The sequence below is a fragment of the Mesorhizobium sp. WSM3879 genome (genome assembly GCF_002294915.1).
Taxonomy (GTDB): domain Bacteria; phylum Pseudomonadota; class Alphaproteobacteria; order Rhizobiales; family Rhizobiaceae; genus Mesorhizobium.
Window position 1 is genome coordinate 1 of record NZ_NSFZ01000009.1, and the last position, 12,085, is coordinate 12,085.

General features: G+C 65.5%; 12 protein-coding genes. 3 read left to right on the plus strand and 9 right to left on the minus strand.

Annotated elements, in window-relative coordinates; translation table 11 throughout:
- Positions 1-285: 285 nt before the first annotated feature.
- Together CK218_RS20110 and CK218_RS20115 are read right to left on the minus strand one after the other, a co-directional pair.
- On the minus strand, positions 286-2,361 hold the full coding sequence (locus CK218_RS20110) for an AI-2E family transporter (protein WP_179294549.1): 2,076 nt from the start codon (positions 2,359-2,361) through the stop codon (positions 286-288).
- 178 nt (positions 2,362-2,539) lie between these two features.
- Positions 2,540-3,082 (minus strand): hypothetical protein, encoded by a 543-nt coding sequence (locus CK218_RS20115; protein ID WP_095828797.1) that lies wholly within the window; start codon positions 3,080-3,082, stop codon positions 2,540-2,542.
- 359 nt (positions 3,083-3,441) lie between these two features.
- On the opposite strand from CK218_RS20115, the gene CK218_RS20120 reads away from it, so the two are divergent.
- Complete coding sequence (locus tag CK218_RS20120; protein WP_245435111.1) at positions 3,442-5,454, plus strand: acyltransferase family protein; 2,013 nt, start codon at positions 3,442-3,444, stop codon at positions 5,452-5,454.
- 63 nt (positions 5,455-5,517) lie between these two features.
- Here CK218_RS20120 and CK218_RS20125 read toward each other — a convergent pair whose 3' ends face one another.
- Positions 5,518-5,871 (minus strand): cupin domain-containing protein, encoded by a 354-nt coding sequence (locus CK218_RS20125; protein ID WP_095778861.1) that lies wholly within the window; start codon positions 5,869-5,871, stop codon positions 5,518-5,520.
- Between the two features lie 284 nt (positions 5,872-6,155).
- On the opposite strand from CK218_RS20125, the gene CK218_RS20130 reads away from it, so the two are divergent.
- Together CK218_RS20130 and CK218_RS20135 are read left to right on the plus strand one after the other, a co-directional pair.
- Positions 6,156-6,473, plus strand: coding sequence for a hypothetical protein (locus CK218_RS20130; RefSeq protein WP_095778977.1), 318 nt, complete (start codon positions 6,156-6,158; stop codon positions 6,471-6,473).
- Between the two features lie 119 nt (positions 6,474-6,592).
- Complete coding sequence (locus CK218_RS20135; protein ID WP_095828663.1) at positions 6,593-7,846, plus strand: DUF763 domain-containing protein; 1,254 nt, start codon at positions 6,593-6,595, stop codon at positions 7,844-7,846.
- Between the two features lie 603 nt (positions 7,847-8,449).
- On the opposite strand, the gene CK218_RS20145 is transcribed toward CK218_RS20135, so the two are convergent.
- The 6 genes from CK218_RS20145 to CK218_RS31180 all read right to left on the minus strand — a co-directional run bounded on the left by CK218_RS20145 (position 8,450) and on the right by CK218_RS31180 (position 11,914).
- Positions 8,450-9,049: a DUF6456 domain-containing protein gene (locus CK218_RS20145; RefSeq protein WP_095828665.1), complete on the minus strand. Its 600-nt coding sequence runs from the start codon at positions 9,047-9,049 to the stop codon at positions 8,450-8,452.
- Between the two features lie 281 nt (positions 9,050-9,330).
- On the minus strand, positions 9,331-9,585 hold the full coding sequence (locus CK218_RS30680; RefSeq protein ID WP_179294550.1) for a hypothetical protein: 255 nt from the start codon (positions 9,583-9,585) through the stop codon (positions 9,331-9,333).
- A 7-nt stretch (positions 9,586-9,592) separates the two neighbouring features.
- Positions 9,593-10,300, minus strand: a complete 708-nt coding sequence (locus CK218_RS20155) for a hypothetical protein (protein ID WP_095828666.1) — start codon at positions 10,298-10,300, stop codon at positions 9,593-9,595.
- Positions 10,301-10,564: 264 nt separating this feature from the next.
- Positions 10,565-11,362, minus strand: coding sequence for a GcrA cell cycle regulator (locus tag CK218_RS30685; RefSeq protein WP_095828667.1), 798 nt, complete (start codon positions 11,360-11,362; stop codon positions 10,565-10,567).
- A gap of 103 nt (positions 11,363-11,465) precedes the next feature.
- Positions 11,466-11,777, minus strand: a complete 312-nt coding sequence (locus CK218_RS30255) for a hypothetical protein (RefSeq protein WP_067001068.1) — start codon at positions 11,775-11,777, stop codon at positions 11,466-11,468.
- Positions 11,774-11,914, minus strand: a complete 141-nt coding sequence (locus CK218_RS31180; RefSeq protein ID WP_245307422.1) for a hypothetical protein — start codon at positions 11,912-11,914, stop codon at positions 11,774-11,776. The genes CK218_RS30255 and CK218_RS31180 overlap by 4 nt, the downstream gene beginning before the upstream one ends.
- Positions 11,915-12,085: the final 171 nt, after the last annotated feature.

Here is a 12,085-nt window from a genome sequence, read left to right on the forward strand (position 1 = left end):
CCGGACGACACCCGCCGAGTGCTCAAACTACTTCGCCAATGCAGGATACGACCGGAGATGACTTCATCCCGCTCTAGCGCGCTCCGAAGGATCCGGGCTTCTGCCCGGATCGGCGAGGCAGAACAGAAACGGCCGGACAAGGGCCGAACCAGACAGCCACCCGGCCAGCCTGAGGGCTGGGGCGTGGCGCCGCCGGCGGGGCCGGCGCCTGCCCGCGCGGATCGCAAAGCCGCGCGGTTCGCGCGGGCCTTCGGGCCGGTCAATTGAGGGGGAAAGTCGCCTCCCTCATCCAGCCGCCTGCAGCTCCTTCTTGCGGGCCGGCCGGCGGCGTGGCCGGCGTTGCGGCGCAAGCTTCAGCATCACCGGCGGCTCGCTCGACAGGGCGCCCGTCACGGCGCTGACCATGCCATGGGCGACGAAATCGGCGTTAAGCCCGGCGGCAAGTTCGGCCGCGGCCTTGGCGTCGCTGTTGCCGATTTCCGACCAGGACACGATGCCGACCCTGAGACGCGGTTTCAGCCGCTTCAGCCGCCGCACCATGAAGCGCGCGTGCTTGGTGGAGTCGCGGTTGAGGAAACCGATCACCACCGTATCGACGCCGCTCAGGTCGAGGCGGCGGATCCCGGCAGGTTCGAGGTCGACGAAACTCGCTCTCGACACTTCGGCGCCCTGCACCTCCAGCACCTGCGCCAGCATAGCGGCGGCGGCGTCGTCGAGCTCGCCCCGCCCGCCGGCGCAAAGCACGGAGAAGCCCACGCCATCCGGAAGATCGACCTCCTCGGATAGAGGCTCCTTGCCGTCGCCGGCCTTCCGATCGTTCGCCTTGCCTTCAGCAGCCTTGCCCGCGGTGATCTTGGCTGAGGCTGCCTTGCCCGGCGAGGCCTCGGCCGAGGCAGTGGCTGCCTGCTGGTCCTCTTCCTCCTCGGCTTCCGCCTCCTCCGCTTCCTCCTGGGCGCTGGCGTCCAGATTGGCGACCAGCGTCAGCGCGCTCGCCGCGACCTGTTTGCGCTGTTCGTCATCCATGACGCCGCGCATGCGGTCCTGCTCGCCAAGCAGCAGCGCCGGAATCGCCACCTGGTCGTAGAACTCGAACAGGTATTTTTCTTCGAGCATCTCCTCGGCGTGGTCGGTCGCCTCGTCCGGATCGGCGGCGAGCAGCCGCTGATAGAGACGCGCGTGCGGCTCCAGCACCGGCTCGTTCCCGAACAGCACGTCGAGGAACTCGAACTGCGGCACGTGGCGGCCGAGGACGACGAGGCAGACGGTGAGCGGCGTCGACAGCACCAGGCCGATCGGCCCCCAGAGCCAGGTCCAGAAGATCGCCGCGACGATGATGGCGAGCGGCGAGAGGCCGGTGCGCGAGCCATAGAGCCATGGCTCGATGACGTTGCCGGTGATCAGCTCCATGGCGATGAACAGTGCCGCGGTCCACAGAAGCAGCGACCAGCCGGGCGCCACGGCCAGCGCCAGGAACAGCGGCAGCAGCGCGCCGATGATCGGGCCGATATAGGGAACGAAGCGCAAGGCGAGCGCCAGCAGGCCCCAAAGCAGCGCGTTGGGGATGCCCAGCACCCACAGGCCGATGGTGATCGGGATGGCGTAGATGACGTTGACCACCAGCTGCATCAACAGATACTGGCCGACCCGCTTGCCGGCATCCTGCAGCGCCTGGGTGGTGCGGTGGAGATCGCCATAGCCGACGAGACGGATGAAGCGGTCGCGCAGGTCCTCCCGCTCCATCAGCATGAAGATGACGACGACGACCACAAGGCCGGCCGAGCCGAGCGGGCTGAGCAGCGGCTCTATGACCTTTTGCAATACTTCGAGCGGCCTTTCCTGCGCGACGATCTCGACCGGGATCGGATCGCGCTTCGGCGTCTCGGCGGCGGACGGCAGTTGCGGCTCCTGGCGCTCGAACTCCTGGCCGACGCGCTCGATCACGCCGCTCAAGCGCGAGATGATGCCGTTGCCCAGCCCGTTTTCCTTCAGCGCGCGGATCTTTGTCAGGATGTTGATCTGATAGACGGGGATGTTCTGGGCGAGGTCGCTGACCTGCGTGGCCACCACGAAGGAGAACAGCGCAAGCGCGGCAAAGGCGCCCAAAACGCTGGCGATCACGGCAGGCAGGCGCGGAATGCCGACGCGTTTCAACGCCGACACGAGCGGCGCGATGGCGAAAGTCAACAGCAGCGCGACTGCGATCGGCAGGAACACCTCGCGGCCGAAATAGAGCGCCGCAACCGACGCGACGACGGTTGCGACCGTCGGCAGCGCCGTGCGCGGATGGCTGCGCGAGGCAGCAAGCAGGCCCGCCAGCCCCGGTTCCGACTCGCGCGTGCCGTTCTGACGATTATCCGCCACCGTGAGTCTCCACCCTGCCCGCCATGATTGGCTTTCGCCGGCGTGCAACGCGCGGATCGGAGGATGGTTGCGAGGCGCGATCAGTTGGAGCGAGGACGAAGCGGCTGATGCAAATCTCCCCTTGCGGACAAAGGGAGATTTGAAGCGCTCGCCGCCGCACCTGAAGGTCCGTGGCCGGTTATTTTACTGGGATCATGAGATGCGCGTACGGCGTGCCCGGCCACATCACATAAGGCTTGGACGTGTCGGGTTTGGCATCGGTCGGATAGCCGTTCATCATGTCCATCGCGTTGACGATCATCACATGCGGCCCCGTCTCGATCCAATTGTTGCCTGCCTCGGGCTTCGTCGCATAAGGATCGGTATTGCTGCCGTCGGTGCCGCCGGACAGCATATACATGAAGCCGACCTTGCCTTTGGGCGGTTCCTTCTTTTGCAGCCAGGCCATCGCCCATTCCATCGAGTTGGCATCGCCGCACATCGGATCCGGGCCGGGCGAGGCCGGATTGTCCGGCATGCACCAGAAGCCGGTCTTGCCCTCGCGCAGGGTGCGCATGTTCCCCTTTTCATCCATGGCGTAGACCGCAGCGCCACTCGCCACTGCGGCGGGTGCGGCGGACTCGGCGCTTTTGATCAGCGCAGCATCGTCGGCAGCTGCGCCCTGCATCGCAATCAAACTGCCCGCTGCCAACAGCGCAGCGACCGTCAGAAGCCGTTTCATGGCCGTTCTCCGGTTCGAGTTGATGTCTTTGTCCATGATGTCGGACGTCACGGCGTCCCAGAGCCGTTCGTCGGTGCACTGATCCTACCAGATTACCTGCAGGCGGACAATTTGCCTTAGCATTCGCGAATGTCCTTCCATGCTCTCGAACACTGGGGAAACGGCGGCTGAGCTCCTTCGTTATCCTGAGCGAAACGACGCGCGCAGACCCTAGGCTGCCGAAGCTTCGACTGCCGCCGCCGTTGCTGTCGCCTCCCTTTATGTTGCACTGCGTTAGATTTGTTGCATTGCGGTATGAGCCCATAGGCGCGAGGCTTTACCAAGGCGGGATACGAACGACCGTTGCGAGGTTCGCCTTCGTGTCAGCACCATCGCCGGACTTCCGGCCCGACATTGAGGGGTTGCGGGCGCTCGCCGTGGCGGGCGTTGTCGCCTTCCACTTCGGCTTCACCGCCCTGCCCGGCGGCTTTGCCGGCGTGGACATCTTTTTCGTCATCTCCGGCTACCTCATCATCCGCCATCTGGTCAGCGAGATTTCGCTCACCGGCCGGCTCGACCTCCTTCGTTTTTATGCCCGACGCGCGCGGCGGCTGCTGCCGGTGGCGCTGTTCGTCATCGCCGCTACGCTTGCCGTCGGCACGCTGATCCTGTCGCCGGAGGAGCAGGCGCTCTATTCCAAGGGCGCGATGTTCGCGTCCGCCTACATGATCAATCTGTGGCTGATCCGCTGGTCGTTCGACTATTTCGCCAACGACGCCGCCAACAACCCCTTCATCCATTACTGGTCGCTGTCGGTGGAGGAGCAGTTTTACCTCGCCTGGCCGGCGCTGCTGATGCTGGCGGCCTGGCTGAAGCCCGGCAAGCGGACGATCATGCTTGCGATCGGCATTGCCGGCCTGGTCTCCTTCGCGGTCTGCGCCTGGCTGACCCCCATTTCGCAGCCCTGGGCCTTCTACTTCTCGCCGCTGCGGGCCTGGGAATTCGCCGCCGGCGGGCTGGCTTCGATGGCACCGGCATGGCTGCTCCAGAACCGCCCGCGGCTCGGGACGGCGTTCAGCCTCTGCGGGCTGGCCCTCATCGCCTTCGCTTACCTCACCTTCAGCGAGGAGGCTCCCTTCCCCGGTTTCCTGGCGCTCGTGCCCGTGGCCGGTACTGTCCTTCTCTTGCTGGCGGGCGCGGCCGGCGTCAGGGACGGCATTCTTGCACGCAATTTCGAACGGAAAACCGCGGGGCTCTTTTCCTCGAATTGCGTAAATGCCGCCCTGGCGCTGCCGCCCTTGCAGTGGATCGGAAAGGTTTCCTACTCTCTCTATCTCTGGCACTGGCCGGTGATCGTCTATGCCGGCATGCTGGTCGAGGAGCTGACTTTTCCGCAACGCCTCGCCTGCCTCGGGCTGACGTTGGCGCTCTCTGCGCTGAGCTATCATTTCATCGAGAATCCAATCCGCCGCAATGGCTGGCTTATGGCCAATGCGGCGCGGGCGCTGGTGCCGGCCCTCCTCCTGACCGGCACCGGCGTCGCAGCCGCCTACGGCAACGCAGCGCTTGCCGTGCGCGCCGAGGACCCCGAGCAGCGCGCGATCGCGGCAAGTGCGGCCGAGCCGGCCACCGCGCGCGCCAAGGCCTGCGTCGAGGGCTACGACACGGTGACGCCGAAACCCTGCGTGTTCGGCAATGGCCAACGCGTGATCGCGCTGTTCGGCGATTCCCACGCCGATCACTGGTCGACGCCGCTGATCGAAGCGGGAAAGAAGAACGGCTACCGCGTCGAGACCTGGCTGAAGAGCTCGTGCCGGCCCTCACGGTTTTCCTACTTTGTCACCAAGCTCAACCGCGACTACCGCGAATGCGACCAATGGCGCGAACAGGCGATCAAGGAGATCATCGCGGCCAGGCCTTCGCTGGTGGTGATCTCCGAACTGGCGCTGACCTCCTCGCGCAAGATGGCGGCGGGCAAGGGCGAGCCGGACACGCCGGACGCCGTATGGCGGGCCGGCCTGCGCTCGACACTGACCAGCTTGAGCAAGGCTGGGCTGAAGATCGCCTTCATCCGCGACGTGCCCTTCAACGACGAGAACATCGACACCTGCGTGTCGCGCGCGCTGTGGCGCGACAAGGCGCCCTCGCTCTGCGACCAGAGCCGCGCCTATGCCGCCAACGACCAGATGGCGGCGGTCGAGCGCGAGATCGTCACCAGCGTGCCCAATGCCACTTACGTCGACCTCACCGACCGCTTCTGCAACGCCACAACCTGCCATGTCTTCATCGACGGCCAGCTCGCCTTCCGCGACCAGCACCATCTGGCGACTCCATTCGCGGAATCGCTGGAACCGGAAGTGGAAAGACGCGTGATCTCGAAGGTCGGGAGGTAGCCAGGACGATGGAGCGCTTGATCCCCCCTTGCGGGGGAGGTCAGCAGCTTCGGCGCGGCACCCTCACTCCGCCACAACCACAAAATGCTTGGTCACCGGCTCGAGGATCTTCCAAGTACCCTTGAAATCGGCTTCGACCACGAAGGCGTCGCCGGGGCCGACCTCGACCGGCTCGCCGCCATCGGGCGTGATGAGGATGCGGCCGGCGATCATGTGGACGAATTCATAGTCGGTGTAGGTGGCGTGGTAGGTGCCGGGCGAAGCGCGCCAGGTGCCGGACATCACCTTGCCGTCCTCGCTGGTGTGCTGGACGGCGGTCTGCATGGTCGGCGACCCCTCGACCGCGATCCAGCCCGGCAGATCGCCGCCATCGCCATGCTCGACGGGGCCGAATTTCAGGATGGTGGGCTTGGTCATGGCAGGCTCCTGCGGTTGGGATTGGCTGGACGTGGCAATAGACGACGACGCCGAGCGCGCACGCGCTGCACGGCGACAGCAGGTGGCGATATGGCGACTCCGAACATCGAAGACAGCGGCGAAGAAATGCGTGATCTTCCCGCGCAAGGGCGAAGATCGACAGCTTCGGCGCCGCTTCGCTCCTCGCCGGGCCCAGGATCGCCGTCCAACTTTCTCGGAACACCACCCGCCCCGAAACCGTTTGTGCCTCGAAGGGGCGCCCATCGAACCTCAGGGAGGCAGCGATGAAAAAGCTTCTGCTTGCTTCGATGATCGCCATCGCCTCGGCGTTTGCGATCGCGCCGGCGAGTGCCGGTAGCGTTCAGTTCGGCATCGGCGTCGGCCCCGGCTACGGCGATTACTATGGTGACTACTATGGCGGGTATTACCCTCACCGCTATTACCGACACGTCTACGATGACGACTACTACACTCCCTATCGCGAACGTTATGTGGTGCGCTATCATAACCGGTATTATCGCGATCATTGCCGGATCAAGATCGTGAAGCACTGGCGCCACGGCCACCGCGTCATCGAAAAGATCCGCATCTGCCGGCGCTGACCGACCAGCGAGCGGACATCTCCCCGCGGCGAGGGGAGATGTCCGGCTGCGGTTGCGCCGCCTTGCAAATTCCCGCCAAAATGCCATCTAGAAGCCGACATTTATAGGGAAAGCAAAAAGTGACGCAGCGAAGCGGCAGCGCCGACCTGCCGCTGCATAGCGGGCGGGTCCCGAAATGGCTGGGCGAGCGCATGACGAAGCTCGGCGCGGTGCTGTGCGAAGCGATCATCCATCATTATGGCCGCGACGAGCTTTTGCGGCGCCTGGCCCATCCCTTCTGGTTCCAGTCCTTCGGCGCCGTGATGGGCATGGACTGGCATTCTTCCGGCATCACCACTTCCGTCATCGGCGCGCTGAAGCGGGGCCTCAATCCGATGGCCGGCGAGCTTGGCATCCATGTCTGCGGCGGGCGCGGCGCACATTCGCGCAAGACGCCGGGCGAGCTGCTGGCGATCGGCGACCATGTCGGCCTCGACGGCGAGGCTCTCGCCACCGTTAGCCGGCTGGTCGCCAAGGTGGACAGCGCCGCCGTGCAGGACGGCTACGACCTCTATTTGCACGGCTTCATCGTCAGCGATGACGGGCGCTGGGTGGTGGTGCAGCAAGGCATGAACGGCGACGCCCGCCAGGCGCGCCGCTACCACTGGTTGTCGGAGGGGCTGGAAAGCTTCGTCGACCAGCCGCATGCGGCAATCGAGGGCGAACGCCAAGGCGAGATCGTCAACCTCACCGACCACCGCGCGGAGACAGCCCGCGGGGGGCAGATCGCGCTTCTGAAGACGATGAGCCCGGAAAAGATCCTGAGCGAGCTTGCCGTTCTGGAGCCGCGAGCCGAAGCGCCGGAGCCGGCCGCGCAGCCGCTGTTGCCCAACCTCGTCATGCCCGCGCATCACGACGTGCGCGAGAGCGACATCGTCATGCGCCGCCTGCACGGCAACATTGCCGCCGCGATCGAGAGCGGCCCGAAGGATTTTCCCGAACTGCTGCTGGTGCCCGGCGTCGGCCCGCGCACGGTGCGCGCGCTCGCCATGGTCTCCGAGGTGGTGCACGGCGCGCCCTGCCGCTTCTCCGACCCGGCGCGCTTCTCGCTCGCCCACGGCGGCAAGGACCGCCACCCCTTCCCCGTGCCGCTGAAGGTCTATGACGAGACGATCTCGGTGCTGAAATCGGCGGTGAGCAAGGCCAAGCTCGGCCGCGAGGAAGAGCTGCACGCACTCAAGCGGCTGGACGGGGAGTCACGCCGGATGGAGCGCTATGTGACGGGGCCGAGCCTGAAGGAGATTGTCGCGGGCGAGATGGACCAGTCGCATTTGTTGGGGGGACGGAGCGTGTTTGGGTGGGAGAAGGGAGTGGAAGGGAGTAACAAGGAATAGCGGAGCTGGTGGGAAACGACTCCCAGGGCTAGCTTCTCTGCAGCAGTTAAATAGAACGATCGGCTATGGCTTTCGCCTCTGTCGCCCACGAAAGAAACCTAGTTAGGAATCCTTCCGAGATCTCAATTTTTTGATCACTCCAGCGGAAGCTTTTATCTCCGGCAGATAGGCCGTAGTGAATGGTGCGTTCGGTCCCATATTCTTGGTTTCTTTTTAGCGCGTTCTTTCGAGAGCCATAGAGCCGATCCTCGATATGCTCGAAATGATCTCTTGCCCTCTTATATCCTGATAGGTCCCAAGCCCCCCAATGATCGGCCATCTGGTGCCCAAGGCGCTTGAGGCCAACACAATTCCATCCTTTACTCTGTCGATCGCGATCAGAAAAAAGTGCAATTCGACCAGAGCGCGCTCGTATCTCTTCTGTCGCCACGCTTCGAATATTAAGGCATGTTGTCGTTGAACAGCTTCCAGATATTTGTCGACCAAGCGTAGGCCATCGTGCAACTGACCGGTTGGGTCTGCGGTTAAGTGGGCAAAGAGCTTTTCAGTTTCTGCGTCCATAGGGCAGACAATAGTACTTTAAACATCGGACGATAGGCCCCCTCACCCCACCTTCCTCCCCATCATCATCCCGTAATGCACCGCCAACAAATCCAGCCCGACTTTCAGCAGCTTGACCACCACGTCGCGCCCGTCGCCGGTGCGTTCGGCGATGGCCTTCACCGACTGGCCTTCGAGGCAGGTTTTGCGCACCACCTCGGCCACCTCCCAATGGGCGAGCGCGGCCGCGGCGTGGGCGTGCGCCCGGCCGGCTGAGAGCACGCGGTCGGGCACGCCGCCGCCGACGCGGCCGCCGTCGACGCGCTCGCTCCAGGATTGCGGCTGCAGGCCCTCGCGGGCGGAGCGCTCGAACTCATCGCGAAAACGCTGGCCGGCCTCGCGCTGCTGGCGGGTGAGCGATGTGATGCCGGTGAGCGGATCGACATTGCGCAGGCGCACGATGCCTCCGGTCGAAGTGTAGCCGCCGTTCGACACCTCGTAGACACGGCGCGCCTCGGCCGTGCCGGGGGTGAGGCGCTGGCGGCCGAAGGCGTCGGCCTTCAGCGCGAAATCATGGCCGATCTCGCGGCGGATGCGCACCTGTTCGGCCTCGCCCTTGGGGAGTTTCGGGGGTTGCGGTTTCTTGGCGGCTTTGCGGGGCATGGGCGGTGTCCTTTGTGGTGGGTGGTGTGAGTGACCAACGGGAGAGGCTGCGTTCCTCCGCGCCCCCCTCTGCCCTGCCGGGCATTTCCCCCACTTGGGGGGAGATTGGCAGCTTGGGCGCCCCCGCTCAGACCTGCGAGGGTGGAGGTTGGCGAAAGCGGTGGCGAAGTCTGATCTCCCCCCTTGTGGGGGAGATGGCCGGCAGGACAGAGGGGGGCGATGTCCCGCCGGCGTATCGATCATTGTCGGCTCGCCCCCTCCGTCGCGGCGGCGTCGCGCCACTAGCCGGGGCGAACCACGGATCTCGCCCGTCCTTCGGACCCCCCACTTCGCGGCGGCGAAGAAATGAGCGCCCGCTTCGCCAACAGCTCCCGCATCAGCCGCCGTTCCCGCACCTCGATCGAAAGCTGGGCGCTGGACGGGCAGAACTGGGCGTTGTCGACCTTCGCCTCGCCGCGGATGAAGCGCTGGATCGCGGCTTGCACATCGGCAAGCTCGGCATCCTGCACGGCTGCGAGATAGCCGCGCAGCTGCATCTCGGCATCAGCGAGCGCGGATTGCGGGAAGCAACTGAACATCGCGGCCAGAGCTTTCGCCGCCTGCTGCAATTCGGCTGCGGTCATTGATCTCCTCGATGATGGCGTTGGCGGCATCGACATGGGTCTTGCGGCGATGCCAGTTCTGTCCGGCTGAACGGCCCGAAAATGATTTCTCGTTCTTTTGCCGCGGAGCGGCAGCCCGGGAAGAAAACGCCGGGGCGTTTTCTCCCGATGGATCTATGGCTATTGGATTGTTGGATTCTGGATTCTTGGATTCTGGACTCTGGGGCTTATCCTTCCCCTTATCTCCCCCCTTTTCCCGTGGCTTATCCGAAGGCGAAAAAGCGCTTTCTTTCGAGAGACTTGGGTTGCCGCCCTTGAGGCCGTTGCGGCGCGCCGCGCGGGCCTTGCGAGCATCGGCAATCATGCGACGGGAATAAATCCGGCCTTGGCGGTCGCGCGAGAAGACACCGTTCTGCTCGAGCTCGGCAAGCAGCGCCGCAAGCTCAGCCCCGCGACAACCGGCGAGGCGGGCCAGCGCTGACTCATCCAGCCCCTTGCCGGCGATCGCGACATAGCCGACCGGCTGATGCGCGGCGGCAATGCAGAGCATCCGCATCCACAAGCCTTGCGCCGCCAGCGAGCAGAGGCGCAGGTTCGGATCGGACTCCCAATCCGACCAGAAAAACTTCGACCAGGTCGTACCGCTCATGGGATTGCCTGTTGAGAGGCCGGGCAGCGGCAGGTAGCTAATCTCCCCCCTTGCGGGGGAGATGGCCGGCAGGCCAGAGGGGGGTGCTGTCCCGCCACCCTGTCCGCTCTGCTTGTCCTCCACTTTGCCGATTGTACTGCTGTCGTACCTTGAAAGGATTGGCGAGGCTGGCGTTCCTTCACACCCCCCTCTGTCCTGCCGGACATCTCCCCCGCAAGGGGGAGATTGAGCACTCCGCCGCCGGCGCCTTCATTGTTGCCACTCTCACATCCCCCTCCCGCGATGGCCGTGAAACCGCGCATGATGATGCGCGCAGTAGGAGCGCGTGGCCGACGTCGGCAGGCCGCAGCAGAGCATGTCGGGACCGGGCCGCGCGCCGACAGGATCCTCGTCCGCCTCCTCGCGCAGCGCGAGATCGATCGGCGCGCGGCAGCGCTTGAACAGGCAATCGAGGAAGCGCATCGCCGCGACATGCGGCTGGCGGCCGGGGTTTACCGGGGGCGGCGGCGCGGGGAGCTTGTAGAGCTGGACGTCGGACTTTTCGCGGGTGCCGGGGGAAAGCCAGGCGGGCGGCAGCGTGCGCGCGGGTTTGCGGGCTTTGGATTTTTTGGGTTTCGGTGGAGTGCGGGCATCCGATTGCGTGGATAGCTCAACAGCGGATAGGTTGGCGGGACAGCACCCCCCTCTGCCCTGCCGGGCATCTCCCCCGCAAGGGGGGAGATTGACAGTTGCGGCGCCGGCGCCCTCAATCAGTTCGGCATGCCTGGAAAGCGCTGCCGGCTCGGAGAGCGTGACACCTCCGGCCGCCACCCTGCCCCGCCGGCCCGGCCGGTCCGGCCGTGCATGTTTCCGCGGCCTGCCGCCGGCGCGGCCACCCTTCGGGTTGGCGAAGCCGATGGCACGAAGGCCGGCGTCGCGGTGCACGATGCCGATAATGGCGTTGCGCGAGACCGGGCTGCCGCGCAGCGCGCTGAAGCGGCCGGCAATGCGCGAGGCCGATAGCCCCTCCTTCAGCCAGGCGGCGATCTCGTCGATTTCCTTTTCGGTGTAGGCGGCAGCCATGTCTCATTCCATTGCTTGCGAAGGGTTGCGAAGCGCTCGGCATGTCGCCAAGCGCCAGGGTTCGGCCGCGGGGCCGTTGGTCAGGTCAGGGAAACGGTTGGGATCAGGCGGCGCCGGGCGCCGCACCAAGCAGGCGAAGAAGGGCCGCCTCGGCGGCGGCCCGGGTCAGGCCCGACACCGCCAGGCCCGCCTTGCGGTCGAACAGGATGACGGTGCCGTCCTCGGTGCGGATGCAGGAGACGAGCCGGCCCGAATTGGGGGCCGGAGCCGGGGGAGGAGCGGCTCCGGCCGTTCCGGTGAACCGGGGTGCGGGCGGTTCGACCGGATCCGGGGCAGAGGCCCCGGAAAGCGTCCGGACCGGGGAGGAGGACGGCCCGGACGATTGGAATTCGACAGGCGAGGCAAGCGCGTTCATGCCGCCTCCCCTTGCATGGCGGCAGCGGCGCGATGGCCCGCCAGCCATTCGTAGCTGATACCGGCAATGCCGCGCCTGCGGCTCGCGGCCACCACATGCGGCCAGTGCTGCGGCGCGATGCGTCCGCGACGGCGCATCTGGCGGGCGGCTTCATAGCCGCAGCCGACATCTGCGGCGAAGGCGCCGATACTCTGCCAGGAATCAATTAGCCCCGAGATGCTCGTTGGCAGCCCCGAGATGCTCGTGGGCGGCCCCGAGATGCTCGCGGGCAGCCCCGGCCCATTCGCGGCCGAGATGCTCGCAGGGAA

Bases quoted from the DNA above. Each gene is read 5' to 3' on its own strand.
- CK218_RS20155 (WP_095828666.1), bottom strand. From the start codon at position 10,300: ATGAGCGGTACGACCTGGTCGAAGTTTTTCTGGTCGGATTGGGAGTCC.
- CK218_RS20145 (WP_095828665.1), bottom strand. From the start codon at position 9,049: ATGCCCCGCAAAGCCGCCAAGAAACCGCAACCCCCGAAACTCCCCAAG.
- CK218_RS20115 (WP_095828797.1), bottom strand. From the start codon at position 3,082: ATGAAACGGCTTCTGACGGTCGCTGCGCTGTTGGCAGCGGGCAGTTTG.
- CK218_RS30685 (WP_095828667.1), bottom strand. From the start codon at position 11,362: ATGGCTGCCGCCTACACCGAAAAGGAAATCGACGAGATCGCCGCCTGG.
- CK218_RS31180 (WP_245307422.1), bottom strand. From the start codon at position 11,914: ATGCGCCGTCGCGGACGCATCGCGCCGCAGCACTGGCCGCATGTGGTG.
- CK218_RS30680 (WP_179294550.1), bottom strand. From the start codon at position 9,585: ATGCAGCTGCGCGGCTATCTCGCAGCCGTGCAGGATGCCGAGCTTGCC.
- CK218_RS20125 (WP_095778861.1), bottom strand. From the start codon at position 5,871: ATGACCAAGCCCACCATCCTGAAATTCGGCCCCGTCGAGCATGGCGAT.
- CK218_RS20130 (WP_095778977.1), top strand. From the start codon at position 6,156: ATGAAAAAGCTTCTGCTTGCTTCGATGATCGCCATCGCCTCGGCGTTT.
- CK218_RS30255 (WP_067001068.1), bottom strand. From the start codon at position 11,777: ATGAACGCGCTTGCCTCGCCTGTCGAATTCCAATCGTCCGGGCCGTCC.